The sequence below is a fragment of the Pseudarthrobacter sp. NKDBFgelt genome (genome assembly GCF_046097905.1).
Classification (GTDB): Bacteria; Actinomycetota; Actinomycetes; order Actinomycetales; family Micrococcaceae; genus Arthrobacter; species Arthrobacter polychromogenes.
In genome coordinates this window covers 18,579-43,734 of record NZ_JBJURL010000012.1, presented here as the reverse complement: position 1 = coordinate 43,734, position 25,156 = coordinate 18,579, and the positions used below count along the sequence as shown (strand labels likewise).

General features: G+C 63.4%; 22 protein-coding genes. 12 read left to right on the top strand and 10 right to left on the bottom strand.

All coding sequences use genetic code 11. From position 1 onward, the window contains the following. Positions 1-131: 131 nt before the first annotated feature. The 5 genes from ACKAE7_RS05300 to ACKAE7_RS05280 form a co-directional block, all read right to left on the bottom strand. Positions 132-377, bottom strand: a complete 246-nt coding sequence (locus tag ACKAE7_RS05300) for a hypothetical protein (protein WP_264963381.1) — start codon at positions 375-377, stop codon at positions 132-134. A 72-nt stretch (positions 378-449) separates the two neighbouring features. Continuing rightward, on the bottom strand, positions 450-1,913 hold the full coding sequence (locus ACKAE7_RS05295) for a chromosome partitioning protein ParA (protein ID WP_264963380.1): 1,464 nt from the start codon (positions 1,911-1,913) through the stop codon (positions 450-452). 6 nt (positions 1,914-1,919) lie between these two features. Further along, entirely contained in the window at positions 1,920-2,435 is a 516-nt protein-coding gene (locus tag ACKAE7_RS05290; protein ID WP_264963379.1) for a hypothetical protein, read from the bottom strand. Beyond that, positions 2,432-3,514: a CHAP domain-containing protein gene (locus ACKAE7_RS05285; RefSeq protein ID WP_264963378.1), complete on the bottom strand. Its 1,083-nt coding sequence runs from the start codon at positions 3,512-3,514 to the stop codon at positions 2,432-2,434. Before ACKAE7_RS05285 ends, ACKAE7_RS05290 begins: the two co-directional genes overlap by 4 nt. Positions 3,515-3,550: 36 nt before the next feature. Next, positions 3,551-3,823 carry a helix-turn-helix domain-containing protein gene (locus ACKAE7_RS05280; RefSeq protein WP_011689726.1) on the bottom strand — a complete coding sequence of 91 codons (273 nt, stop codon included), beginning with the start codon at positions 3,821-3,823 and terminating at the stop codon, positions 3,551-3,553. A gap of 143 nt (positions 3,824-3,966) precedes the next feature. On the opposite strand from ACKAE7_RS05280, the gene ACKAE7_RS05275 reads away from it, so the two are divergent. The 12 genes from ACKAE7_RS05275 to ACKAE7_RS05220 all read left to right on the top strand — a co-directional run bounded on the left by ACKAE7_RS05275 (position 3,967) and on the right by ACKAE7_RS05220 (position 19,044). Then, on the top strand, positions 3,967-4,584 hold the full coding sequence (locus ACKAE7_RS05275) for a DUF6668 family protein (RefSeq protein WP_264963377.1): 618 nt from the start codon (positions 3,967-3,969) through the stop codon (positions 4,582-4,584). Positions 4,585-4,599: 15 nt separating this feature from the next. Then, positions 4,600-4,887, top strand: a complete 288-nt coding sequence (locus tag ACKAE7_RS05270) for a hypothetical protein (RefSeq protein WP_264963376.1) — start codon at positions 4,600-4,602, stop codon at positions 4,885-4,887. An 11-nt stretch (positions 4,888-4,898) separates the two neighbouring features. After that, a complete protein-coding gene (locus ACKAE7_RS05265; protein ID WP_264963375.1) occupies positions 4,899-5,624 on the top strand; it encodes a hypothetical protein in 726 nt (241 codons plus the stop codon). A gap of 224 nt (positions 5,625-5,848) precedes the next feature. After that, on the top strand, positions 5,849-6,946 hold the full coding sequence (locus ACKAE7_RS05260; RefSeq protein WP_408978642.1) for a hypothetical protein: 1,098 nt from the start codon (positions 5,849-5,851) through the stop codon (positions 6,944-6,946). 1 nt (position 6,947) lies between these two features. Then, positions 6,948-8,459 (top strand): SCO6880 family protein, encoded by a 1,512-nt coding sequence (locus ACKAE7_RS05255; RefSeq protein WP_286404984.1) that lies wholly within the window; start codon positions 6,948-6,950, stop codon positions 8,457-8,459. Next, a complete protein-coding gene (locus ACKAE7_RS05250) occupies positions 8,459-10,078 on the top strand; it encodes an ATP/GTP-binding protein (RefSeq protein ID WP_264963372.1) in 1,620 nt (539 codons plus the stop codon). The genes ACKAE7_RS05255 and ACKAE7_RS05250 overlap by 1 nt, the downstream gene beginning before the upstream one ends. Next, the gene (locus ACKAE7_RS05245; RefSeq protein ID WP_264963371.1) at positions 10,078-11,847 is read left to right on the top strand and encodes a type IV secretory system conjugative DNA transfer family protein; all 1,770 of its coding nucleotides are present in this window, start codon (positions 10,078-10,080) and stop codon (positions 11,845-11,847) included. Before ACKAE7_RS05250 ends, ACKAE7_RS05245 begins: the two co-directional genes overlap by 1 nt. Continuing rightward, positions 11,840-12,265, top strand: coding sequence for a DUF4913 domain-containing protein (locus tag ACKAE7_RS05240; protein WP_264963370.1), 426 nt, complete (start codon positions 11,840-11,842; stop codon positions 12,263-12,265). Before ACKAE7_RS05245 ends, ACKAE7_RS05240 begins: the two co-directional genes overlap by 8 nt. A gap of 362 nt (positions 12,266-12,627) precedes the next feature. Then, positions 12,628-13,941, top strand: coding sequence for a hypothetical protein (locus ACKAE7_RS05235; RefSeq protein WP_264963369.1), 1,314 nt, complete (start codon positions 12,628-12,630; stop codon positions 13,939-13,941). Next, complete coding sequence (locus ACKAE7_RS05230) at positions 13,938-16,406, top strand: ThiF family adenylyltransferase (protein WP_264963368.1); 2,469 nt, start codon at positions 13,938-13,940, stop codon at positions 16,404-16,406. The genes ACKAE7_RS05235 and ACKAE7_RS05230 overlap by 4 nt, the downstream gene beginning before the upstream one ends. Next, a complete protein-coding gene (locus tag ACKAE7_RS05225) occupies positions 16,403-17,476 on the top strand; it encodes a patatin-like phospholipase family protein (protein WP_286404973.1) in 1,074 nt (357 codons plus the stop codon). Before ACKAE7_RS05230 ends, ACKAE7_RS05225 begins: the two co-directional genes overlap by 4 nt. A 670-nt stretch (positions 17,477-18,146) precedes the next feature. Then, positions 18,147-19,044, top strand: a protein-coding gene (locus ACKAE7_RS05220) for an IS5 family transposase (protein WP_152683474.1) whose coding sequence is annotated in 2 segments (ribosomal slippage) — positions 18,147-18,497 and positions 18,499-19,044 — 897 coding nt in all. Because the reading frame shifts where the segments join, the coding sequence is not laid out codon by codon here. A 91-nt stretch (positions 19,045-19,135) separates the two neighbouring features. Here the strand turns inward: ACKAE7_RS05220 and ACKAE7_RS05215 are convergent. From ACKAE7_RS05215 to ACKAE7_RS05195, 5 genes are all read right to left on the bottom strand, one after another. Next, entirely contained in the window at positions 19,136-20,650 is a 1,515-nt protein-coding gene (locus ACKAE7_RS05215) for a carboxylesterase/lipase family protein (protein WP_286404975.1), read from the bottom strand. Between the two features lie 128 nt (positions 20,651-20,778). Then, positions 20,779-22,023: an IS110-like element ISArsp3 family transposase gene (locus tag ACKAE7_RS05210; protein WP_011689782.1), complete on the bottom strand. Its 1,245-nt coding sequence runs from the start codon at positions 22,021-22,023 to the stop codon at positions 20,779-20,781. Between the two features lie 318 nt (positions 22,024-22,341). Then, the gene (locus ACKAE7_RS05205; protein WP_011689781.1) at positions 22,342-23,205 is read right to left on the bottom strand and encodes an aldo/keto reductase; all 864 of its coding nucleotides are present in this window, start codon (positions 23,203-23,205) and stop codon (positions 22,342-22,344) included. Further along, positions 23,195-24,424: an MFS transporter gene (locus ACKAE7_RS05200; RefSeq protein WP_013603158.1), complete on the bottom strand. Its 1,230-nt coding sequence runs from the start codon at positions 24,422-24,424 to the stop codon at positions 23,195-23,197. The genes ACKAE7_RS05205 and ACKAE7_RS05200 overlap by 11 nt, the downstream gene beginning before the upstream one ends. An 89-nt stretch (positions 24,425-24,513) precedes the next feature. After that, complete coding sequence (locus ACKAE7_RS05195; RefSeq protein ID WP_408978641.1) at positions 24,514-25,065, bottom strand: N-carbamoylsarcosine amidohydrolase; 552 nt, start codon at positions 25,063-25,065, stop codon at positions 24,514-24,516. Positions 25,066-25,156: the final 91 nt, after the last annotated feature.

The window sequence follows — 25,156 nt, the reverse complement described above, 5'->3', positions numbered from 1 at the left end:
GTTCCTTTCGAGGTAACACAAATGGCACCCACAGCGTGGGTGTTGTAACAGCTCGGATCCGGATCTTGGCGGATGAGGGATCTGAGCGAAGGATTAGGAAGGTCCCTCCTTTTAGGAGGGGCCTTCTTCCGTTAGGAAGCCTTATCGATAGGCAGGGCTCCTTGTTCCTGGTGGTCGTCTATGTCAGGCCAAATAGGCAACCCGCGAGCATCCAGCCGGATGCTCATCAGGAGGCGTTCGGCTGCCTGTCCTTTGGAGAGCCCCATGTGGGTGGCAAGACGTTCCACCAGAGCTTTAGCATCGGCAGCAACGTCAACTTTGAGGACGACGTTGCCGGCCCCTGTACCCCGTACGCGTCTGTGGATGGCTGTACTCATAAACCCCAGCCTATAGGTACCGGTACCGTTAACTGCGCGGCCCGTTCGGCGTGTCGTTTCCATTAGACGAGGTCAGAAGCCTTTGGCCACCGCGGCGGCTGCGGCGAGCCACGCGCGTTGGGTGGCGGGTTGGAGGGCGTCGTAGCGGATGGGGCCGTTGACCAGGGCGGGGTCGTAGGGGATTCGGACTACGGCTCGTACATGGGGGGCGAAGCCGTCTGCGATCCGCCGGGCTTCATCCTTGGCGCGCTTGAGCGCATCGCCGCTCATGCTGCGTTTGGCGTCGGTGGACTCGGACACGATGACGACGGCGTTGCGGGCCAGCTCGGCATCGTGTCCGCCGCGGGATTCCAGCGTTTGGAGGGTCAGGCGCGCGGCCTCGGCGCGGTCTTCGATGGCTGTCACGGGGACCACGAGCTGGTTGGTGTGGTGGATCATTCGCCGCCAGTTGGCCGCGCGGGCCGTGTTTCCGGAGTCCATGACGATGAGCCGGTAGTAGCGGGTGAGTACCTGGTGGGCGATATCCACCTCCTCTGCGGTCACTTCATGGTCGCCCTCCTCGTTCTCGTCTGAGCGCAGGACGTCGAACTTGTCGGACGTCTGGTGGTGGACGAACTGGGCGATTTCGGCGGCTTGGGCGCTGGGGGAGAGCAGCGCCTTTGATGAGTCGATGAGATCCAGGACGCTGTTGTTATGGCCGCCCTGTTCGGTGCGCCAGCCGAGAGTGCCTTGGGATTCGTTGTTGTCCCAGGCCACGGTCGCTGCGCCGCTGTAGCGGGCCAGGATCGCACTGAGCATGACGACGGTGGGGGTTTTGTTCGCTCCGCCTTTGCGGTTGACGACAGCGACGGTGCGGGGGCCGGGCCAGTGCTGGCTCACTGTGCGGATGTCTTCGCGTTCGGCCAACTCTTCGGGTGAGGGGTCCATCCGGAAGCCCAGGCGGCTGAGAACGCCGCGCCAGCCGCGCGTGGCCGGCTGGAGCACGGGCGCGCTGATGAGGAATGAGGTGTCTTTGAGGCTGCGCCGGGTGGCAGGCTCCGCAGCGGCTGCTTTGGCGGCCGGTGCGGGCCCCTGGGCGGCCGCGGGCGTGACGGCTGCACCGAAGGTCACCGGCGCAGCGTCGACAGCTTGTGCCGGTACTTCTTCGGCCGGAGAGGCATCGGGGACCGAAGCTGGCGTGGGAGCCGGCGCGGCCTTGGTCGTGGCCTTGGCCGTCTCGGGCGAAGGGGCTGCTGTGTCCGGCAGAGGGTCCTGCTCCCGCCGCGGGGTGGGCTTGATCGGTGCGGCCTCGCTGACGACGCCTTCGGGGGAGACGATGATGAGGCCCTGCCCGTCCGGGTCGGTGGTGCTGACGCGGACGGGTCGGCCGAGCTGAGCCGCGGTTTCGGTGATGATTCGTAATGCATCGCTAAGGACGGCGGCTTCGTCGGCGGCCTCGATAGCGTGGGAGGTTCCGTTGATGGTGACTTCGCCGGTTCCGTTGGTGCGTAGAACGGCGTTGATCTTGGGGAAGTCGAGTGCTTGTGTTTCCATCATCTGTCCTTACTTTGTGCCGTTCGGGGGTGTGAAACGGTTGACCTGCCAGGGTTTGTCGGCTGCGCTGCGGAGCAGCTGCACGTCGTAGTCGCCGGCATCGGTGGGAAAGACGACATGGCAGCCAAAACCGTTGCTCTCTTCGATCCTGAGCTGGCCCGCTCCGGTGATCCTGGTGACCGGGATGTTGGCCGGGTCAACGTATTGGTAATCGGCGGTTGCTTGGGGGGTCAGGAGCTGGCCGAGTTCCTGGATCCAGACCTTGTCGGTGACTGCTGGTCGGGCATAGAGCGTCATGGCCTTGGTCGCGGTGTCCAGCGCGGCTGTTTTGCTTGCCTCGTCCCAGGCGATGCCCAGGGTAGCCGGTGCTGTGCCACCGGGAGCTTGGGGCTTGCCGCCCGCGCTGAGCGTGGCGGAGGTGGCGGCGGAAGCACTGGGCGATGGTTCCGCGGGTGTTGAGGTGGATACCGGCGCGCAGGCCGTGCACACGAGCAGGGCCGCGAGGGCTGTCAGGGCGCGTTTCATGGTTCCTCCAGTGAGTCGCTGCCGGGCAGGTAGAGAAAGGCGCTGGGAGTGCTGTTCTCTACGGTGCGGGTGTAATAGGTGTGGTCATTCGGGGCAGGGTTGCCGTTGTAGCCCTCTTCCACGAAGCTGCCGTCACGATTGACGGCTTTGACGACGGCGACGTGGCCGTAGGTGCCGTCGGCGCCCCCGGTGCCGGGGGAGTACCAAACGACAGCGCCGACACGGGGTGTTCCACCGGTGGGCCAGCCCTTGGCATCCCAGCCGTCTTTCCAGGTAAGGGCAGAGCCGAGCACCGCACCGTCAGGCCGGAAGGTGCCGTTCAGGACCTTGTAGGGGGCCGTGGTGCTGCCGAGTTGCTGGTTGACGCGCCAGAGGGCGAAGTCGACGCATTCGCGGTTGTACATGCCCAGCGGGGAGGGCTCGTAGATCTTGGCCGTGCGCCACGGCAGGTCATCGTCCTTGCCGGATTGCCCAGGGATGCCGCAGGAGCTTTCCCCGCCGGCATCGGTGATCTTTGCGTCGCCCAGGACGGCGACGACCTCGACGGCCGCCGCCCAGTAGGACTGGTAGTGGAACGGGTCGGCGTTGCGCTGGACCCGGTGCGCGGCCGTGGTGGGTTCGAGCTGTTCCCACCCGCTGATCTTCTGCAGGGCGGTAAAGAAGCTCATGGCTGAAGTCGTAGGGTCCATACGTTCCAGGTAGGTTCCCCACGCACCGTTGTCGCGCTGCTGGAACAGTCCCCGGGAGTCAGGGCCCGGACCATCGCCGTAGTCCAGGACACGTAGCCCAGATTCGCCCATGGCCGTCATGACACCGATCGTCTGCCCCCGGGCCGACAGGCCAAGGGCTTTTCCTGCGTTGATGACCAGGGCGGCGTTCTTCAGCTGCTCGCCCTCGTAACCGGCGACAGCGACCTTGGGCAGCTGGCTTGCGTCAACGCTGACGCTGAACCCGGTCGGTGAGCAGACGTCGGCCACGGCCTGAGAGCCCCCACCGAACAGGATGATGGACAGCACCAAGCCGGCGGGTACAAGGACGGCGCCGGCGACCAGCGCAGGCGCGCTCGTTCGTGATTGCATGTGTCCCCCTCACATCTGCTCGTCAGCTGCTTCGCCCTAGGGCTGGTCCTCGTCGTTCACTTCTGGTGTCTGGCCCTTCCTGAGCGTGTTCCGGTTCTCCCAGACCCAGTCCTTGACTTGATCTCTGGCGATCAACCATGTCTTCTCGACTTGGTAAGCAGGAATCACTCCGGTTTGGAGCCAGCGGTAGACGGTGTTTCGAGACAACCCGAAGATCTCCTCGAGGTCCTGGGGCGTAAGACGCTCCGGGTACTTGGCGAAGAGTGCTTCCAGGTACTTGGGGTCCACGCTCAGTCCGTCCCACCGCATAGAGCCAGCATAGACCACAAATTGGTACTGTGATGTACTGGAAGTGACTGAAAGGTACTAAACCTGTTGTTGGGGGTCACTTTTGGCCTTTCGTGTCGGATGGTACCGATACGATCTTTGCGGACATTAGTAGGGGAAGTGAAATGCCGGTCTCAAAGAACCGCTGGGTGACGCTCGGCGCAGAAACTATCGACGAACCCGTTCTTGCCTTCCCGGAAGAGCCGCCTTTCATCCCAACGGGGGCGACGAGGCCGCAACTGAGCGTTCCGCAACCGGACCACGCGGACCGGCTTCCCCGAAGGAACGCTGCGGGGAAGGAACCGGATTTTTGGTGGCTTGGCGTCCACGGCGGCGCGGGCGAAACGTCCCTTGCACGCCTGGACAAGAGCACCAAAGCCGCCGAGCATCACTGGCCCTTGACGGCAGCCGGATCCGTGATCGTCCTCGTTGCACGGTCCAATATCCCAGGCCTTCGCGCAGCACGGCTGGCGGCAACGGAATGGGCTTCGGGCTCACTTCCCGGGATCCACGTCGCCGGCCTCATGGTCATGGCTGACGCTCCCGGACGGCTCCCCAAAGAGATCCGCGACTTCGCCCGCGTCGTCGGTGGGGGAGTGCCCCACCTGTGGCATTTCCCGTGGGTCGACGGATGGCGTTACGGCCATGACGTCGCCACCGAGGAACTTCCCAAAGAAGCCCGCACCGTCCTCGAGCAGATACGCCTCGCCGTCGCTGCCACTGCCGGTCTCCCGGCCAAGTAGAAAGAAGAAAACCCAATGTTGTTCTCCAAGGCCCTCGAATGGTCAAGCTTTGCCATCACCGAGATACCGAACCCGGGCACCGGCGAGGCCCCTCCCGGCGCTGAAGGGTTGCTGACGATCCTCAAGTGGGTCGCCTGGATCGTCTTCGGCCTGGCCGTGGCCGGCATCCTGATCACAGCCGGAACGATGATGATCAACAACCGACGCGGCGAGGGCGGCGAGCACGCCGGCCGGCTGGCATGGGTCCTCGGCGGCTGCATCCTCGCAGCCTCCGCTGGCGGCGTCGTTGGCGCCCTGGTCTAAGGAGCTTTGCCATGACTGAACCGACAGTGAACGAAGACCAGAATCCGCTGACCAAACCTAAGTTCATCATCTCGGCCGTTGTCGTGGCGATCATTGTCGCGCTCGGGATCATCCTCGCCCTGGTTCCCAGAGGTGGGGAAACGGCGTCCCCTGAACCGAGCACCATCAACACAAGCACCAGCAGCGGTCAACCGACCGCGGCGTCGGCGTCCAGCGTGTGCGGCCTGCCATCCGGTGACCAGGCCAAGCCGGCCGCCGCACCCGCCGATACCAAATGGGAATTGGTCGGCAAGATCGCCGCACCAACATCGCCGACGCAATTCGGCCCCGGCAAGACCGAAACCAATGGACTCCGCTCCTGCTTTGCACACTCACCCACCGGGGCGCTCTACGCCGGGGCAAACATGATTGTTCTCGGGAGTTCTGGACGTCCCGACCTGTTGGCCCAGCATCTCGTGGTCGAGGGACCGGAACGAGACAAGATGCTGTCGGAGCCACCGACCAGCGCCCCGACGACGGCACCGTTTCAGATCGCGGGCTACAAGGTCGTGGACTACACCGGCGACCGCGCCGTCATTGAATACGGCCTCACAGCAGCAAACGGCAGCGTCGGGTCAGTGCCCGTGGCAATGCAGTGGCAAGGCGGCGATTGGAAATGGGTTCTGCCCGCCACTGGCATGGCAGAAGCACGACAGCTCTCTGATTTGAACAGCTTCATTAGTTGGGCGGGGGTCTAACTTTGTTTCCGGCCAACGAGAACGGGCAGCCCTGCAAACCGTGGGAAGTTGGATGCGTCGTTTCAGACTGGGCGAATGATCGTGCCAATGACGCGGTCAAGAACATGGCTCAGGCAGTCGCAGACGCTGTGGGAAACGTCGTCAAGACGCTTGGGACGTTTTGGGTGAATGTGGGAACTCCCGCTCTAACCGCAGCCCCGGGTGGGTCGACTGCGAGTGATCCGGTGTTGTTTCTGCAGAACAGTCTCTATTTCTGGACGGCTTCCTTGGCTGTGCTGTCCGTCCTCGTGGGTGCCGCCAAGATGACGATTGAGCGCAGGGGTGCACCGTTGCGGGATCTGGTGCGTTCGCTGGCGACCCTGATCGTCGTCTCCGGCGCTGGTGTCGCAGCAGTGGGACTGCTGACGGTTGCCGCTGATCAGTTCTCGGCTTGGATCATCACTAACTCCACGAACGGCACCTCGTTCAACGAGAACATCACAGCCTTGTTGGCGCTTTCGGCCACCAGCCCGCTCGGGTCGATCATGATCATTCTCCTAGGGCTGGTCGCGATTCTGGCCTCCGTCATGCAGATCGTGCTCATGATCATCCGCGGTGGCCTGCTCGTCATCCTGACGGGGATCTTCCCTACGGCTGCAGCTTTCACCAACACCGAAGCTGGCAAGGGGTGGTTCCAGAAGTGCACGGCATGGCTGATCGCCTTCATTCTCTACAAACCCGCGGCCGCCATTATCTACGCGACGGCCTTCCAGCTCAGCGGCAGCAAGATCTTCGGAAACGTTGGTGACGGCAAGGACTTCGGCTCCGCGCTCCTGACCACAGTCACCGGACTTGCTCTGATGATCATTGCCTTGTTCGCCATGCCAGCCCTCATGCGGTTCGTCACCCCCATGGTTGGCGCTGTCGCTGGCGGCAATGGCGCTCTGGCAGCAGGGACGGTCGGCGCACTGGCTTCCGGCGCCATCAGCATGGGCAGCGCCGGACGCGGCGGAGGGTCATCCACCAGCTCGACGACAACCAGCAGCACCTCGAGTCAAAGCCCCGGATCACAGGGCCCCTCAGGCACTGGCAGCCAAGGAACGGCAGGAACGTCCGGCACAGCAGGGAAGACGGGTACCCGGAGCGCCGGAGTCACTGGCGCGGCAGCATCTACCGGTGCCGGTAGTGCTGCTGCAGGCGGCGGAGCGGCCGTCAGCGGTGGCGCTGTGGCCGCGGGCGCGGGCGGTGTCGCCGTACTGGCCGCACAGAAGGGCGTTGAAGCAGGCCAGGCCGCTTCCGGGGCCATCAAAGACATGAGCGAAGAATCCACGGGGGGTGCCTGAGATGGCAGCTATCGAGAACACATACAGGGAACCGACCTACGGCAACTGGCGGCGTCCGCGCAAAGCGGGCATCGGCACCCTTGGCGGGCTGGCAACAGCCGGTTTGTTTGTTGGCCTCATTATCACGGTGATCTGTCTCTTTGTGGGCGGCTGGTTCGCCGGGCTCGTTGCTCTGTTCATTCTTGGGGTGGCGCTGGCGGTCGTCTCGGTGACCGACAAGCACAACAAGTCCGTGGGGGAGCGGGTCTTCGCCCGGCTGGCGTTCCGCTCCGCGCGGCGCAAGAAGGCCAACATCTACCGCTCCGGTCCGCTGGGACTGACGCCTTGGGGCGAGTTCCAGCTGCCTGGGATCTCTGCCGGTTCCAAGCTGTATGAGTTCACCGACTCCTATGGCCGCCCCTTCGCGCTGATCCACCTTCCCTCAACTGCGCACTACACCGTTGTCTTCGGCACCCAGCCCGACGGGGCATCCTTGGTTGATCCCGAGCAGATTGATGCCTGGGTGGCTAACTGGGGCGGCTGGCTGGCTTCGTTGTCGAATGAACCTGCCGTCGTGGCTGCATCCGTCACGGTCGAAACCGCACCCGATTCCGGGGCGCGGCTGCGCCGGGAAGTTGAATCGAACATCCATGACGATGCCCCTGACATTGCCAAGGCCATGCTCCGGGAGGCCCTGGCGACTTACCCGCAGGGTTCGGCCACGATCCGTGCTTGGGTCGCGCTGACGTTCAGTGCCGCTGCCCGGGCCGGCGGCAAGCGGCGCACGGCAGAAGAGATCGCTCGGGATCTCGCTTCGCGGCTTCCCAGCCTGACCGAGCGGCTGGAATCCACCGGCGCCGGAGCCTGCGCACCGTTGAATGCCCAGGAACTGTGTGAGGTCGTGCGGGTCGCGTACGACCCTGCAGCGGCACGGCTCATTGACGAAGCCCACTACCAGGGCACACCTGTGGACCTGGACTGGGGCGACGTTGGACCGTCCGCCCACCAAGCGGGCTGGGACGGCTACCGCCACGATTCCGGGCACTCGGTGTCCTGGACCATGACGGGCGCACCCCGCGGACACATCCTGGCCTCGGCTCTGGCCCGCTTGGTCGCACCGCACGGGGAGATTGCCCGCAAGCGGGTCACCTTGCTGTACCGGCCGATCGAAGCAGGCCGCGCGGCCGCCATCGTGGAATCTGACCAGACCAGCGCCCTGACCCGGGCCTCCTCGACTAACCGGCCCACCGCCCGCGCCCTGGTCGACGCCCGCGCGGCGCAGGCCACCGCAGCGGAGGAAGCCAAGGGTGCCGGGCTGGTCAACTTCGGCATGGTGGTCACGGCTACGGTGCTGTCCTCCCGTGACCTTGAGGACACTGTGGCCGTCGTGGAAGGCAATCTCGGTCCGTCGGCACGTCTGCTGTTGCGGCGCGCTTACGGCTCACAGGATTCTGCCTTTGCCGCGTCCCTGCCACTGGGTCTGGTCCTGCCCAAGCACTTGAAGGTTCCCGAAGAGATCCGCGAGGCCATGTGATGTTCGGCAGCAAGACCAAGTACCAGCGCACACAGGCCCCGGCCACGAAGCTCGCGGCCGCTGTCGCCCGCCGCCCGGGCCTTCGGGGCTGGCGCGGCCGCGGGCAGGGCGAAGCTGTCTACGTCACTGCAGCCGACGAATGGCGCGGAACCTCGGTCCAGGTCTGCGGTCTCTGGCCGTTCGTGGGCGGCAGTGGGACCCCGATCCTAGGTGTCCCGATCGGCGTTCACACCGACACCGGCGCGCCCTTCGGCGCCGATCCGATCAGCTGGTTCATGCACGGCATGATCAACAACCCCTCCATGTTCGTCCTTGGCCTGCCGCACTACGGCAAGTCCACCCTGGTCCGGCACATTGTCCTAGGCCTGGCAGGCCGGAGCATCAACCCGTTGATCCTCGGTGACCTGAAGCCGGATTACGTTGACCTGATCGAAGCTCTCGGCGGGCAGGTCATCAGTCTGGGCCCTGGACGCGGCCATTTGAATGTCCTGGACCCGGGTGAAGCCACGGGAGCCGCCGTCAGGCTGCTCGCCTCGGCCGAGGAACACCGGGCCAACGCGAACCGGACCCTGAACGATCCAGATGGCGGCCAGGCCGCGGCCGCGCCGCTGCTCGCTGCAGCAGTGAAGGCGGAGAAGCTGGCCGAACAGCTGATGGCCGACTCGCACAACCGGCGCCTGAACATGATCACGGCGCTGATCACCATCGTGCGGAACGCCAAGCCCAGCGCCCACGAGGAATCCCTGCTTGACCGGGCCCTGCACATCCTGGACGAGCGCCTGGACCGGGTGCCCCTGATCGGGGACCTGATCGAGGTCATCAAAGACGCCCCCGACGAGCTGCGGGCGATCGCCCTGGACCGCGGCGACATGAGCCGCTACCTCGACGCGACCGACCAACTGCGCCAGTCGCTGTACTCCCTGAACGGCTCGGGCCGGTTCTCGGACATGTTCTCCCAGCCAACCGACCAGCCGATGGACCTGACCAAACCCGTGGTCTTCGACCTCTCCGGGATCTCCGACACCCAGCGCGACATCCAGGCGGCCTGCCTGCTGGCCTGCTGGTCCACCGGGTTCGCCACCGTCCAGGTCGCCCACACCCTGGCCGACGCCGGCCTGGAACCGCGCCGGAACTACTTCGTCGTCATGGACGAGCTCTGGCGGGCCCTGCGCTCCGGTGAAGGCATGGTCGACCGGGTCGACTCCCTCACCCGTCTCAACCGCACCGAAGGTGTCGGGCAGGCCATGATCACGCACACCATGAGCGACCTCGAAGCCCTGCCCACCGAATCCGAACGGATGAAAGCGCGCGGTTTCGTCGAACGCTCCGGCATGGTCGTCTGCGGCGCCCTGCCCGGGGCCGAAATGGAAAAACTCAACAAAGCCGTCACCCTCTCCAGGGCCGAACAGGCCCGCCTCATCTCCTGGGCCGACCCGGGATCATGGACCGACGTCGGCGGCTCCCGCAAACGCGTCCGCCCGGGCCTGGGCAAATTCCTCTTCAAAGTCGGCGGCCGCCCCGGAATCCCGGTCGCACTCAAACTCACCAGCGTCGAAGAACGGCTGCACGACACCAACAAACGCTGGACGATCAACAACACCGGCGAGGGGGCGAACTGATGGGCGCACCAAGCAGCGGCAAACGCTCGCAGCTCGACACCGAAACCATCCTGCTCTGGGTCTTCATCACCATCGTGGTGCTCGGTGTCGGCTCGGTCGCCGGCGCCGTGCACCTGGGCTCGATCCTGTCCGGTGACGGCCAGACACTGCCGGCGAACCCGTTTGAACTGGTCTTCAGCCTGATCTCCCAGAAGGTCACCTGGCCCCCGGCCGCAACCTGGGTCCTGATCGGCTTCGCTGTCATCATCATCGTCGTCTCCGTCCTGGTGGTCCGGTCGGTGCTGCGCAAACGGTCCAAACGTTCCCGGGTGGACGCCGCCGCGCAGCACATGGCCAAAGGCCGCGACCTGCGCGCCCTCAGCCTGCGCGGTGCCACCGCCACCGCCGAACGCCTCGGCGTGACAGGATCACCCGGCGTCCCGGTCGGTAAGACCGTCCTCGGCGGACAGATGGTCTACGGGTCCTGGGAAGACATGCACATCGACATCTGGGGACCCCGCACAGGCAAGACGACATCCCGGGCGATCCCGGCGATCCTCGCCGCCCCGGGAGCGGCGCTGGTGACCTCGAACAAGCGGGACATCGTCGACGGAACCCGCGACGTCCGCGCCGCCGACGGCCCCGTATGGGTGTTCGACCCGCAGTCCGTCGCCCTCGAGGAACCCACGTGGTGGTGGAACCCCCTGTCCTACGTCACCGACGAGGTGAAAGCAGCACGCCTGGCCGACCACTTCGCCGCCGGTTCCCGTGGCCCCGACGCCAAAACCGACGCCTACTTCGACCCCGCCGGCCAGGACCTCCTCGCCGGGCTCCTCCTCGCCGCCGCCCTCGACAGCCGGCCGATCACGCAGGTCCACACCTGGCTGACCCGACCGGCTGACGATGAAGCGGTGGACATCCTCAAATCCCACGGCTTCACCCAGACCGCCAACGCCGTCGGCGGCGTCATCAACGCCCCCGAAAAACAGCGCGGCGGCGTGTACGGCACGGCACTGCAGATGGCCTCCTGCCTCACCAACCGCCAAGTCGCCCGCTGGGTCACCCCGCAGGGCGACAACGACACCCGGCCGCAGTTCGACCCTGCAGCATTCGTCCGCTCCAAAGGCACCCTGTACAGCCTGTCCAAGGAAGGCAAAGGCACCGCCGGCCCGCTCGTGACCGCGCTGACCGTGGCCACTGTCGAGGCCGCCGAAGAACTCGCCGTCCACTCGCCCGGCGGCCGGCTCGCCACACCCATGGTCGGTGTCCTGGACGAAGCAGCCAACGTCTGCCGCTGGCGGGAGCTCCCGAACCTTTACAGCCACTACGGATCCCGCGGCATCGTCCTGATGACCATCCTCCAATCCTGGTCCCAAGGCGTTGAAGTTTGGGGACGCGACGGGATGCGCAAACTCTGGAGCGCCTCCAACATCAAGGTCTACGGCGGCGGCGTCGCCGAAGCCGAATTCCTCAACGAGCTTGCCCAGCTCGTGGGGGAGTACAGGTACTCCAACATGACCAGAAGCCGCTCCAAACAAGGCACCTCCTACAGCCGCGACGACGACCGCAAGGAACGCACCCTGGACGTCTCGGACCTGGCCGCCTTTCCTCGCGGCCGGGCCATCATGTTCGCCTCCGGCACCCCCGCGGCGCTGCTGGAAACGGTGCCCTGGATGAGCGGACCGCAAGCTGACGCGGTCCGGGCCTCCATCGCCGCACACGACCCCGCGAACAAGCCGGCGGTCGCGGCCGGGAACCGGTGGATCGCCGCGGGCGCCTCACATGAGTGAGGGCCTGGGGGAGTGGGACGAAGAGCCGGACGACAATTCGGCCGGCGCGACGGAGTCGACCGAGGAGGACGCGCAAGCTCCTGAGTTGTTCTACCCGAATGTCGCCGAATTCGTCAGCAACAAGCTGGCCACGAGCTACCGCCGGCAACTGAACGTCCAAGGCGGGGTGACCTGGTGCCCGCAATGGTGGAAGCACGCCGAAGCCATTAGCCGCCTCGAAGCGCTCTGGCGCGCCTGGGAATTCCTGCGCCTGGACGGCACCACGGGGATGAGCGTCTGGTGGCGCGACCACGCAGACCACCACATGTCCGTCCTGCTCTCAACAGACGGCCCATTTAAAGGCTGCACCCCGGACGAAGGCCACCGCTCCAAACTCGCCCCGCTGCCCTGCGAGGAACCACCCGCAGGGCTGTTCTAAACCGGCTGTTTCCAACGCTCAAGGTGACCTCGCGAGCTGTCCACAGTTGGGGTCAATCCGGGTTATCCACGGCTGAAAACCGGGAGCCACCAGGAAAGCTCCCTCAGCAGAAGTAGCGGTGGATAACCCACCAGGATTGTCCCCCGCCTGCGGGCAGCGGAAAAGCAGTCCAGACGGGTTCTGAACCGGAGCGCCGATTTACCGGACGTGGATGCTTACCCCGGCCATTCGCTGGTCCAAGTCCGCCGGTAGCGAAAGGCTTCGTCAGGCGTGGCTTTCCTCGTCTAACTGTCGGAGCCTGCCGGTACGGTAGGTGCTACGCCCGGAGTCACGTCCGATGACCTGGAGAAGAAAGGCGCCGCATGAGTGAGTTCGAGGGGCTTCCTGCCCGCGGAGTGGTGTTCTGGCCGGTTGGTACCGGAGACAGCACCACGGTGGTAGTTGACGATCTGGTCGTGATGCAGGTTGACATTCACGATATGGCGAAGGCGGACGATGATGACACACCCGAGGTTGCGGTGGTGGACCGTCTTGTCGAGGCGCTCCCAGCGGTCGGGGGCAAGCCTTATCTCGCGACGTTTGTACTAACCCATGCCGACAAGGACCACTGCCTGGGTTTCGCTGACCTCCTGCAGCAGGTGACGATTGGGGAGTTGTGGGCGACACCGCGCCTCTGGCGCGAGTACAACGACCCTGACGCTCCGGAGCTGTGCAGCGACGCTGTTGCGTTCCGTGAGGAGTCGGAGCGGCGAATCGAGGCCACGATGAAGGCCGTGAGCGCTGGTGGCGTCCCGGCGAGTGGCGATCGAATTCGTGTTGTCGGCTATGACGATGAGCAAAGCTCGCATGCCTACAGCGAGTTGCCCGAAGAATATCTGGCCTGGCCCGGCCAGTCGTTGACGATGCTTGATGGAAACGAGTGCGCCGGCGTGTTCGAGGCGTTTATCCACGCCCCCTTTAGGGACGACGCAGCCGCCGCTCGAAACGAGACCTCTCTGTCGATGCAGGTTACGTTGACGGACGAAACGGGTGTTGATGGGAAAGTGCTGCTGTTCGGCGACCTTGCCCATGACACGATCATGAAGGTCTTCGATTACAGCGAGTACTACAACCGTGAGCAGTACCTCGCGTGGGATTTGCTGCTGGCACCGCATCATTGCTCCAAGCGGGTGATGTACAAGAGGGATGCCGAGGGCACGGAGCAGCTCCAGATGGATGTGCTCAATGCATTCGAGCGCAACGCACGTCCTGGCGGGACCGTTGTGTGTAGCAGCGCGGTGTTCCCGGATGTAGACGTCGACGGGAACAATCCTCCGCACAAGATGGCGGCTGACCGATACGCGGAGATCTCCGATGAGGTCATCTGCACAATGTCATGGGTGGATGAGGGAGCGCCCTCCCCGGTTGTGTTTGGTGTCGATGCGGCTGGTGCCCGCATCATCCGCGGCGACCTCGTCAAGTCGGCAGCATCCGAGGCCGCGGCAGAACTCGCAGCATCGGCAGTCGGCCGGCGGTTCGCTGCCGTCACCGCGGCCGCCGTAGCGGTGGCGAACAAGATTCCGCGGTCGGCTGCGGCCACCACGGTCGTTGCTGGCCCCGAGCGGGTAGACGCGGCCGTGACCTCTGACCGGGGCGGCCGGCATGCACCGGAGACGCCGGTCGGGTTCGGTCGTTGAGCGAACTCGCGCAACGGCAGCTTACCGAACTTGCGGAAATCAGCGACGGTGCTATCCAGCTGCTGGGAACTGTAACCGAGAGCGGCCTGACCACTCTCACGGTCTCGCTCGACACGTCAGGGATCGAGACCGCCAATGGCGGAATCCGGTTGCGCGCACGGGAACGGTTCGAAATCATCGTCGGCCCGTCCTTCCCCGACTTGCACCCGGACGTCAACGTCGCGCATCGACGGTGGGCAGGAACACCCCACGTCCAATGGGGACGCCACCTCTGCCTGTACGCGGCACCTTCCGTGGAATGGAACCCGGCCGACGGAATGCGCGGGTTGATCGCAAGACTAAATCTGTGGCTTCAACGCGCTGCAGCCGGCGAGCTGGACCCGGCTGGACGGCCACTGCACCCACCAGTCGCATACCACTCATACAAGCACGGCTGGGTCGTTGTCCGCCCGGACTTGGGAGATCTTGTGCCCTGGACAAACGCCGGACCAGAACGAGTGAAACTCCTCTACGCATGGTGCGCGAAACGCGGTAAGCGGATTGACGTCCTCGAATGGCTTACCAGGCAACAGATCATTGACCGGCTCGTTGCAGACGACCTGCGCGCGCAGGGCGAGAACGGCGTAGCGTACTTCGCTGCGCCGCTCGTGCTGATCAGCGACACCCTCGAAATGGAGTACCCAACCACGGCTGCACTCCTCGCAGGCGCCCTCGACACCTACGGCCTCAACCGCGACGAACTCCTACGGGTCCTCGTCAACGCCCGGATAATCAACAAAGCCATCGGCGTGACACTTGAGGGCGATGACGCCGTACCGGCGATGATGCTGCTGGGGACACCCGCGCGCCGCCTCGAACCGGGAGTACTCCTCGCGCATATCACAGCCTGGCATCTTGATGACCTCGGCGCGGACATCACCGACCTACTCCAAGAGGTCAGTCCAGAGCACGTTGAGCTCGCCGCACGGGTGCGAAAATTGGCCCATGACTGGCTCGGCTTCGCCAGGCTGCAGTGGATGGTCATCCACGAAGCCCGCCCAGAAGTGACGCGGCGTCGAGATGCCGGCTCACCTCTCCAGTGGCTGGCCGGCAAAAGGGTACTGGTGCTGGGTTGCGGAGCCCTCGGAGCACCGATCGCTGAACAATGCATCCGGGCAGGAGTCGCGCAGCTCCATGTGATTGACAAGGGAGCAGTCACACCCGGAATCCTCCTCCGGCAGCCATACGAAGACGCGGACATCGGCTACAACAAGGCCGAACGCCTCGCGACCCGGTTGTCTCGAATCCGGCACGACCTGACAGTGACAAGCTCAAGCGCGAACATCGTGACAGGGACACTTACCGACCCTGCAGACCTGCTCCAGTACGATCTCATCGTCGACGCAACAGCTGACATCGGTGTTCGCGTCGGTATTGAACGAGCCCGTGGAGCCATCCGCGCCGAGTGGCCGGCGACCATCAGTGCGCTGTTCGGGCACACAGCACAACGTGGTGTGGCCACAATCTCCCTGCCGGGAGCGACCGGAAGCGGCCACGACATCCTCCGCCGCCTTTCCATCGATACCGCTATCACGGCACCTGCCGGATGGAAGGACCTCGCCGACGATCTCTTCCCAAATCCGCCACGAACCGAGCGGTTCTTCCCCGAACCGGGCTGCTCCGCCCCCACGTTCACTGGTTCCGCCGCAGAGACAGCAGCACTTGCCTCAGCGCTACTCGTCTCCGCGGTCTCAGTCCTTGCCAGCACGGACGCTGAACCCATGACCGCAATTGGCTGCGACCTCTCCCCTGAAGTGAGGGGCCCGCGACCCGTACGCCTCGGGTGGAGAAATGACGTGATCCTCCCAGACAAGACCGGAAATTATGAGGTCCGCATTAACGCTCGCGCCCTAGCGGAGTTGCGCACAGAAACCCGTCGTGGGCGCAGAGTCCGCGGCGGACGGATCGAAACTGGCGGGATGCTGCTGGGGAGTTTTGACGAAGCGACGCAGACGGTCCTCATCGACACGGTCGCAGGTCCTTCACCGGACAGCCACCTTTCGGCTGCATACTTCGATCACGGTACAGAAGGAACACAAGAAATCGTTACCTCCCTTAGCACCGCCACTGCGAATCGGGTCGGGTTTGTGGGCATGTGGCACACGCATCCTTACGGAGTCGCCTCCCCCAGCGACAGGGACGAGGAAGGCATGGCCGACATCGTCGCGATGGACGGTGGCAGCCGCCGTGCGCTAATGCTCATCCTCGGGGGTAATGCTCCTATTTGGGAGGGTTGGCTCGATAGCGGGACCCTGCCCAACATTTACGCCCGGGTGATCAATCGGAACCCCGCCAGCCGACAGGAGGGAATGGTCGCGCCGTTCCTCACCTCTTCGGGTGCCTGGTTCCCTGGGGGATATACCTATCCAACAGGGCAATTCCCTACGGGTGCCGGAGAACGCGCAGGGATCGGCAGGGACCAATGAGCCCGAGGATTGGACTCGCGTTGTCTGGGGGCGGCTTTCGCGCAACAGCGTTCGGCCTCGGCAGCCTACGAGCCCTTCACGATCGCAATCTTCTTCCCCAGGTGACTGTCGTTTCGGGCATCAGTGGGGGGAGCCTCCTCGCTGCGATGTGGGCTTACGGACCGGAACGATTCGATGAGTTTGACGACTCCGTCACTACGCTCCTGCGTGGGGGACTCCAAACTGAGCTTGCTCGACGTGCCTTCACGCCACGGGCAGCGGGGCGTGCAATCGCCAGCGCTGTCCGGGCACTTGCCTCGAAGGAGGGGCGCTCCTATTCCCGCACTGATGCACTCGTCGATGCCCTGTCGTCGCGTAATTTCGGAGCCAAGCTCATCACTGATGTGACCCATGCAGGCATCGAGACCGTGATTTCGTCCACAGACATGAGAACCGGTAACGCAGTGCGATTCGGCAGCGCTCTCAGCGCATCTTCGCCGTTCGGGACAATCCTCGATGAGGTAACTGTTGCGGAAGCAGTCGCAGCCTCAGCGGCGTTCCCAGTTTTACTTCCCGCTTTGTGCCGAAGTTACGAATTCCTTGGTAGAGACGGTGATCGACGTAGCGAGCGATTGTCTTTGACCGACGGTGGTGTATACGACAACCTTGGCCTTGCTCCCTTACTCCCTGGCCGCTCAACCAAGTACAGTTCCCACGTATTCGATCTCGATTACATTGTCGCCGTCGACGCCGGACGCGGACGTACTGAGCGTTCCGCGGCTCGATTCATGGCCGGCAGGCTCGCCCAAAGTTTTGACATCACACACACAAAATCTCAGGACTCTGCCCGAAGCCGGATTCACTTGGCCCGCGAGCACGCGGAGGTAAAGGGCATTGTTCACGTCTACCTCGGCATGCGAGATGAGCGGCTGCCAATGCCCTTGGCGGACCTCGTCCCACGCGCAAGAGTCCAAAATTATCCGACGAACTTCGCTCCAATGAGGGATGTTGATTTGGACGCCATTGCGATCCGCGGGGAACAGCTCACTCGGACGCTGCTCAACAACTACACCCCCGACCTTGGAGGATAGTTTGCTACCCCTAGCTGCTTGTTCCCGTTCCTTGTTCCCGCGGCCGTAGACCTGCCCGGGGCTGCTGGGTGTCGGACCAGCGGAGTTTGTGCCAACAGTTTCTGCACAAAACAGAGAGATCGGGCATCCCTTGGGCAGGAGGGTTCGCCAGCGTAACCGTCCGGTTGGAATCTAGACCCTTCCGTCGAAGTGTGCCAATTGGCTGGTCGGGGCCCTATTCTGACGCTTTTGTCCTTGCTGCCTGACGTCAGGTTGGGGTGTAGTTCAGTCTGATCGGAGTTCTGAAGGACCGCGTAGCGCAAGAACTGCAGTAGGAGATGTAACTAGCCGTTGTTGACAACAGCGTGGCCAAAACAGGCATAATGGATAGGCCCTCTGTTTAAACCGATGAGTCGGAACTGGCCGATAAGAACCATATGTCGTCTAGTACTCTGCGAATACCACCAGATGAATCAATCTGAAACATGCGGTTTTCCGGTTTGCCACATGAAATGGATCTCTGCCCGCAACCTGAAGTACATGACGGCGATCGTGCGCGCCTGGGAATCATTGCGACAACGTAGCAAGTGCCACAGCTTGTGGCACATTTGCGGTCGGAGCCACATCCGCACCGTTCTCGACTAGGGCGTGTCTCCTAAATTCAAGTTGGTTTAGCCGGGATGCTTGATGGGTGTCGCGTACTTCTGTTTTGACCGATGGGCAGTGGGCCCGCATCCAGCCGTTGTTGCCGTCCTCTGATGGTCGTCGGGGTCGTCCTTTCCGGGATGACCGGCGCGTGGTCGAGGGCATCATTTACCGGTATCGGTGCGGGATCGCGTGGCGGGATGTGCCTGCCGAGTTCGGTCCGTGGCAGACCATTTGGAAGCGTCACCGTCGCTATAGCGGTGACGGAACGTGGGACAGCATCCTGGCTGCATTGCTGACGGTCGCGGACTCTCAGGGTGAAGTGGATTGGTCGGTCTCGGTCGATTCGACGGTGAACCGTGCCCACCAGCACGGCACCAACCTGCCGCGCACCACAGGGGGCCGGTTCGAATTACATGAATCTGTTTGCTGAGCCGGACGATCATGCGGTTGGACGGTCCCGGGGCGGATTGAGCACCAAGATTCACGCCTTGGTTGATGGCAAAGGCAGGCCCTTGGTTCTGCTAGTCGCTCCGGGCCAGGGCGGGGACGCGCCGATGTTCGCCCACCTCATGAACCAGCTGAAGATCAACCGGGCGGGTCAGGGCAGACCCAGAACCCGCCCGGACCGCGTCCGCGGTGACAAGGCCTACTCCTCGAGAGCGATCCGAACCCACCTCCGCGACCGCGGTATTACCGCAGTCATCCCGCAACCGTCCGACCAGATTGGCCACCGAAAGCGACGAGGTTCCACCGGTGGCAGGCCGCCTGCCTTCGACAAAGAGGACTACAAGGGCCGAAATGTCGTCGAACGAAACTTCAACATCTTCAAGCAATGGCGGGCCCTGGCGACCCGCTATGACAAGCTCGCCCTGACTTACCGCGGCGGAGCAGTTCTCCGGGCAATCATCATCTGGCTGACAGCTTTAGGAGACACGCCCTAGCGAACGAGGAAGAATTCCTGCGCAGCGTTCGATCGTGTGAATCACGGGGCCGGGTAAGGATGAAAGCGGTGGCGGCGTCCTGGTTGGGCGTTCACCGGCCCAGCTCTTGATGTTGCAATAGCTCGAGGGCGCCGCAACTATCCGTCAGGGACAGTTCAAGCCGTTCCGATTCGGGGTAGCGCACCACAGGGTTCTCGCCGCCCCATATCTGTACCGACTGGTCTGGGCCCCACTGCGGCCATCCCGGGTTTCCGGTTGCGGCGAAGCGGGTCCATGCGCTGCGCATCCGGATGCCGGATTCGATCACTGAGTCAGTTGGCTCCGGGATCAGCGCTCCCATTCCGGTGTCCAGGGTGTTGAAGGTCAAGGGCAAGTCAATGGCGTGCGGGGAGCCCATGCCCCCTACCGGGTCGATGCACAGCTCGTAGACGAACACGTGTCCCCCGGCGTCGGCGCCGGCCATGGCAGCCTGCAGTGTAGGGGCGAGGAACAGGTAGTCGGTATTGACCTTTTCGTAGAGCTCCCCGGGTTCTGCTTGCGGCATAATGGCGCGGTAGCCGTCGGCGTCTCCGTTGGGTGCGAAGATGTGCAGGGCGGTGTCCGCTTCTTCCGTGGTGATGCTAAACCGCTTTTGTTGGGCGGTGAAAAGACGGTATTCGTCGCGGGTATGGCCGGTGATTATGGGTATTTCGCGGGCGGCGCCATTTCGAAGCGCCGTCCATGGGTCCTCCGGCATCGTGTCTCCGTCCACGATCGGCCCAAAGATCGGCCCAAACGACGAGGAAGTGTAGGCGAGGGTACCCCATTCGTCGGCGCGGTTTCCCATGGTGCTGATGACCAGCCGCGTTGCGTCGGCCAGCGTCTGAGGAGTCAACGTCGCAAGGGTGCGTGCATCTGCTGTTCCTTCGATGCCGGCTGCGGCGGCGACGGCCTGGGTGACCGAGTGCGCGAGTGGTGGGGAGACGAACATCCGAGGAATACTCTGGGCGATGGCCCGATGGAACAGATTGCGGGCGCGTGGCATGGTTAGCAGGGCCAGGACACATCCGGCGCCTGCGGATTCTCCGAAGATTGTGACCTTTTGCGGGTCACCTCCGAAGCCGGCAATGTTGTCCCGCACCCATTCCAGTGCCGCGATCTGGTCGAGGATCCCGCGGTTGGAAACGGCGCCGTCGATCTGTCCGAAGCCGTCCACACCCATCCGGTAGTTCACGGTGACAACCAGGACGCCCTCGCGGACCAGTGCGGTCCCGTTGTACGCCCGTTCTGAACCTGCCCCGGCGAGGTAGGCTCCGCCGTGGAACCACACCATGACCGGCAATGCCTCTGGAGCTGCACTCGGGGCCCAGATGTTGAGGGTCAGACAGTCAGGTGCCGGATCGGTTGACGGCGGGATCTCCGAGCCAGGCAGTTGCAGGCCCTGGGGCGCCGGGGGCCCGTACGAGGAGGCATCGCGAACAGAGCTCCATGGAGTAGGGGCCTGGGGCGGTGCGAATCGGTGCCGGCCCCAGGGCGGCGCGGCGTAGGGGATCCCGAGCCAACTGCGCACCCCGTCATCTTCACGGCCTTGGACTGGACCTGTTTGAGTTAGCACCGGGTTGAGCATGGAACCGACCTTTCATAATTTGCAGAGAATATTTCTGCATTCAAGAGAATGACTGAAAATGTGACGTTCGTCAACCCCTCTGACATGAAAATTAGGTGAGTGCGGTGGGGTGCGTGGGGTGAGCGGTGTTATCCGGTCTGTTGCAGGGGTTCGAGAATAACTTGATAGCCGAGGGATTCTAGTTGTCTGACGGCCCGGGCCATGGTTTTAACGGGTGTCTGCCGGGTGAAGTAGTCGGCGCCGGGGTCGTTGTAGAGTTCGCCGGTGGTGAGCATGTGCCACGCTGCGGTGAGGATGGAGTGTTCGACGGCGACGAGGGCTTTGGCGGGTCCGCGCCGGGAGGCAATGCGCCGGTATCTGGCACCGAGGTAGGTGTTCTTCGATTTCGCGCAGGACAGAGCAGCGATGCCCAGGGCACCTTTGAGGTACCGGTTGCCGGGCCGTGTTTTGGTGGATTTGACCCGTCCGGCGGATTCGTTGGATCCCGGGGAAGTACCGGCCCAGGATGCCAGCTGCCCTGCGGTGGCGAATGCGCTCATGTCGGCGCCGGTTTCGGCGATGAAGATTTCCGCGATGGTGGTGCTGAACCCCGGGATGCTCACGAGGAGCTCCCGGGCGAAACGAAAGGGCTCCATCGCCGCCTCGATCCTGGCGCTGAGGTCGTTGATATCGGCGGTGTGGGCATCAATCCGGTGCAGATAGAGTCCGGTCATGTAGCGGTGGTGTTCGGTGAACCGGCCGTTGAGGGCTTGGGTGAGTTCAGGGATTTTGGACCGCAGCCGGCGTTGGGCCATCTCTGCCAGGGCCGCGGGGTCGGTCTGCCCGTCGATGAGTGCTTGGAGGATCAGTCGTCCGGAGACCCCGGTGATGTTCGAAGCTACCGAGGATAGTTTGATGCAGGCGTCCTCGAGGAGTTTCTCCAGGCGCTGGATTTCCCGGGTCCGTTCCTGAGTGATGATGGTCCGGGCCCGGGTCAGGTCCCGCAGTTCACGGATCGGAGGCGGGGGCACGAAGGAGGCCCGGACCAGCCCGTGGGCGCCCAGGTCGGCAAGCCAGGCAGCGTCGGAAACGTCGGTTTTGCGGCCCGGGACGTTCCTGGCGTCATGGGCATTGACCAGGATGATGTTCAGTCCGTCGTCTTCAAGCAGGTAGTAGAAGGGGCGCCAGTAATCACCGGTGGCCTCCATGACCACCAGATCCACGTGCTCGTCCAGGAGGTGTTCCTTTAGCCCCAGGATCTGCCCCGTCATCGAACCCCAGGTCGTGATGGTGGATGTGGTGGACCGGCCGCCGCGGCCCTGGATGCGGACACAGACCTTCGCGTCCTTCTTTGAAATATCGACACCCGCGCAGCGCGGGTGAATGACCTCCATGAGAGCTCACCCTTCCTCGAACAGTCCAACAGATGGCGTCTGTGTCCCGGGGAAGGCGGATAAACAACAAATCTGACATTCGTGCTCAACGGCAACATTCCACGGTCCCGCGGACAAAAGCTGCGCCCTCCACCACCAAACTCACTTACAGGCTCACCGGCACTAAAGAGAGACCGGGGTCGACCGGAACACACTCTTCAGTCTGCTCCGGCAGCCCCGACACCGCAAAGGTTCCCCACAGCAGTACATTTTCGGCCCCCACGGCGGAGCGAAAGCGCCCCTGAGAAACTCACTTCAGAGAGAGGAGCATAGGCCGAGTCAATGGCCATTTTCGGGTGAGTCAGAATCACGGGCGGCCTCTTCGCCCCTGTCCAACTTCCGAATCGAGGCCATCTCTCCCGCGGTGAGCGAGAAGTCGAAAACGGATAAGTTTTCTTTGAGCCACAGAGGGTCGGATGCTTGCGGGATGGGGACGATGTCCTGTTGGACATGCCACCGCAGCAGGACTTGGGCTGGAGATTTGTCCAGGCGCTGAGCGATCTCGATGATCAGCGGATTCGCCCGCAGACCGGAGGACCGACCGATAGGACTCCAGGCTTCGGTGACTATTCCCAATAACCTGTGGACAGCGCGCGGCTCAGTCCGGGCAAGGTCGGGGCTCAGTTGGATCTGGTTTACGTCCGGAACTACTCCCGTTGCATCGATAATGTCCTTCAGGTGGGCTGGTTTGAAATTTGAAACTCCAATGGCTTTTACACGGCCCTCCTCCAGCAACTTCACAAGGCCCTTCCAGGCGTCCACGTACTTGCCCAAGGCCGGAACCGGCCAGTGACACATGAACATGTCCAGATGGTCAAGGCCGAGTTTGCGCAGGCTCTCGTCGTAGGCGCGCTGCACTCCATCGATGCTGTGGGACTCTTTGTTGAACTTGCTGGAAATAAATAATTCGGATCGGGGGACGCCGGCGGTGCGGATGCCCCGGCCGACTGCTTCTTCGTTTCTGTACTGGAACGCGGTGTCGACCAGGCGGTAACCGCTCTGCAGTGCGAAACGCACCGCAGTTTCGCACTCGTCTTCCAGCATCGGCCAGGTTCCGAGGCCAAGCCGGGGAATGGTGTGTCCGTGCGGCAATTTCAGCCGGGGAATGTCCGAAGCAGTGGTGTCAGTCGTTTCAGTTGTCATCGGGCACCTTTTTCTCGGGAGCTTCAAGCTGAGTTTGTTGGAGCGGCCTGCCTGGACCTGATTCTGTTGGCGCGATCTGCGCTGGAAGGTCTTTTCTGCGGATACTTCCAGCTGCTGGAAGGGTCATGAGGACGCCGGCCGTGACCAGCGCTGCGGCAACAGGGACCACGCTGACCAGCAGTGCCATCACAAACGGTGTTAGGAAGAGCGCTGAAGCCCGTACCGTGCCAGTCAGGGAGAGAGCATCCCCGCGTTCTTCCGGGTGCACTTCATCTGCAGCTATGGCCGGTCCGACAGTCTGGAGGATCCCGGCACCAACGCCGGAAACAGCGAGGGCGGCGGCGGCGGCAACTGCGGCGCCGGCCAGTGGCCCCGCCGCGGCCAAGCCCGTCCCCGTGGCCAGGAGGCCCGTGAGAAGGGACGTCCTGTTTCCCCGCCTGCGCAGCCAGCTCGCAGATGCACTTCCGGCCAGGACGGCAGCGTTGGGTATGGCTACCAGGATTCCGATGACGGCGACGGGTTGGCCGGCAAGGGAGAGCACGATGGGAACGTAGGAGTCCAAGAGGCTCTTCCAGGCGCCCGCTCCAGCGTTCATCCAGCAGGCGGCATCGACGCCAGGGCGCCGCCAGAGGCCTCGCGCCATTATTCCGCCTGTGGCATGCTCCGGAGCGAACACAGGAAGCCTAGTCAGAAGGGCAGCAGGGATGACGGCCGCCGATCCTGCCGCTGCCGCCACGATCAGCGGCAGCGGTGTCGAAAGTTCCCAGAGATAACCGGCAAGTGCAGGTCCCAGCAGTGCTCCGACCCCTGCGGCGAGATTCACGTCAGTCAGTCCCTTGACAGACGAGGTCGACATGCGGACGGCGTGCGTCTGGCTGCTGGTCCAGAACAAGGCTCGAGCCGAGCCCTGGACCAGCTGGGATACTACGAAAATTGCCAATGCATCTGAGACTGCGATCAGAGCGCACGAGACGGCAATCATGAGCGCTGCTCCCACGAGGAGGGCTTTGTCTGGGACCCTGCGCATCAGTGCTCCCAGGAAGATCCGGGTCACTAACTGCGAGACTGCTGCAAGTGCAACCATCATTCCGACTTCGACCGTGCTGTACCCCACGGCAATGGCCAATATCGGCACCACCACTGCCAGGGTTCCAAGGGCGAACGAGAACAATACCGTCGCGGCAATGCTCAGGATTCTGTCAGCGCCGGACAGGCCCACGGTCTGGCCTTTGCAGGATGATGGCACGCCGCCCTTGGGTCGGAGTCCGGTTAGAGAGCCGGCACGGCGATTTCTGCGCCGTGCCGGGCTTACCCGCGGACATGTTCGAGATAGGTGTTTGCTTCTTCCAGACCGACAACATCGCCGTATTTGTTGTCAATGTCGAAAAGGCTGGCGAGGTGCGGCAGTTCGGCCCGGTCTCCGACGCCCTCCTCAACAACGATGGTGTGGAATCCGTAGGAACATGAATCCACGGCGGTAGCCCGGATGCATCCGCTGGTGGTGCCGCCGATGAGGATCAGCGTATCGATGCCTTTGGACACCAGACGGGCCGCGAGATCGGTGCCGAAAAAGCAGGATGCATACTTTTTCACGAGCAGCATTTCATTGTTTTGGCGCTCGAGCCTGTCGTCGAGTTCCACCCATTCGCTTCCCTCAACCAACCAGCTGTTGGACGGGATTTTCCGGATCCATTTACCGGCCTCCTGCAGGTCGGTGTCGTACGCGACAGTTGAAAAGATGATCGGAACGCCAGCGCCCCGAGCTCTTCCAAGAAGTTCCTGGGCTGCCTTTAGCTGTTCGTCAAGGTCTCCGGCCAAGGGCGATCTTGAATCCGTGAATCCGCGGATCATGTCAACCACCAGAAGCGCCGGGCGGCTCCCGAAACCGATCCTTCCGCCCAGTCCCTTTTCCTTGAATTGGGACCTTAACCTCTGGTATTCCTCTCGGGCA

Excerpts from the sequence above, each read along its gene's own strand:
- ACKAE7_RS05300 (WP_264963381.1), bottom strand. The coding sequence starts at position 377 with ATGAGTACAGCCATCCACAGACGCGTACGGGGTACAGGGGCCGGCAAC.
- ACKAE7_RS05295 (WP_264963380.1), bottom strand. The coding sequence starts at position 1,913 with ATGATGGAAACACAAGCACTCGACTTCCCCAAGATCAACGCCGTTCTA.
- ACKAE7_RS05290 (WP_264963379.1), bottom strand. The coding sequence starts at position 2,435 with ATGAAACGCGCCCTGACAGCCCTCGCGGCCCTGCTCGTGTGCACGGCC.
- ACKAE7_RS05285 (WP_264963378.1), bottom strand. The coding sequence starts at position 3,514 with ATGCAATCACGAACGAGCGCGCCTGCGCTGGTCGCCGGCGCCGTCCTT.
- ACKAE7_RS05280 (WP_011689726.1), bottom strand. The coding sequence starts at position 3,823 with ATGCGGTGGGACGGACTGAGCGTGGACCCCAAGTACCTGGAAGCACTC.
- ACKAE7_RS05275 (WP_264963377.1), top strand. The coding sequence starts at position 3,967 with ATGCCGGTCTCAAAGAACCGCTGGGTGACGCTCGGCGCAGAAACTATC.
- ACKAE7_RS05270 (WP_264963376.1), top strand. The coding sequence starts at position 4,600 with ATGTTGTTCTCCAAGGCCCTCGAATGGTCAAGCTTTGCCATCACCGAG.
- ACKAE7_RS05265 (WP_264963375.1), top strand. The coding sequence starts at position 4,899 with ATGACTGAACCGACAGTGAACGAAGACCAGAATCCGCTGACCAAACCT.
- ACKAE7_RS05255 (WP_286404984.1), top strand. The coding sequence starts at position 6,948 with ATGGCAGCTATCGAGAACACATACAGGGAACCGACCTACGGCAACTGG.
- ACKAE7_RS05250 (WP_264963372.1), top strand. The coding sequence starts at position 8,459 with ATGTTCGGCAGCAAGACCAAGTACCAGCGCACACAGGCCCCGGCCACG.
- ACKAE7_RS05245 (WP_264963371.1), top strand. The coding sequence starts at position 10,078 with ATGGGCGCACCAAGCAGCGGCAAACGCTCGCAGCTCGACACCGAAACC.
- ACKAE7_RS05240 (WP_264963370.1), top strand. The coding sequence starts at position 11,840 with ATGAGTGAGGGCCTGGGGGAGTGGGACGAAGAGCCGGACGACAATTCG.
- ACKAE7_RS05235 (WP_264963369.1), top strand. The coding sequence starts at position 12,628 with ATGAGTGAGTTCGAGGGGCTTCCTGCCCGCGGAGTGGTGTTCTGGCCG.
- ACKAE7_RS05225 (WP_286404973.1), top strand. The coding sequence starts at position 16,403 with ATGAGCCCGAGGATTGGACTCGCGTTGTCTGGGGGCGGCTTTCGCGCA.
- ACKAE7_RS05215 (WP_286404975.1), bottom strand. The coding sequence starts at position 20,650 with ATGCTCAACCCGGTGCTAACTCAAACAGGTCCAGTCCAAGGCCGTGAA.
- ACKAE7_RS05210 (WP_011689782.1), bottom strand. The coding sequence starts at position 22,023 with ATGGAGGTCATTCACCCGCGCTGCGCGGGTGTCGATATTTCAAAGAAG.
- ACKAE7_RS05205 (WP_011689781.1), bottom strand. The coding sequence starts at position 23,205 with ATGACAACTGAAACGACTGACACCACTGCTTCGGACATTCCCCGGCTG.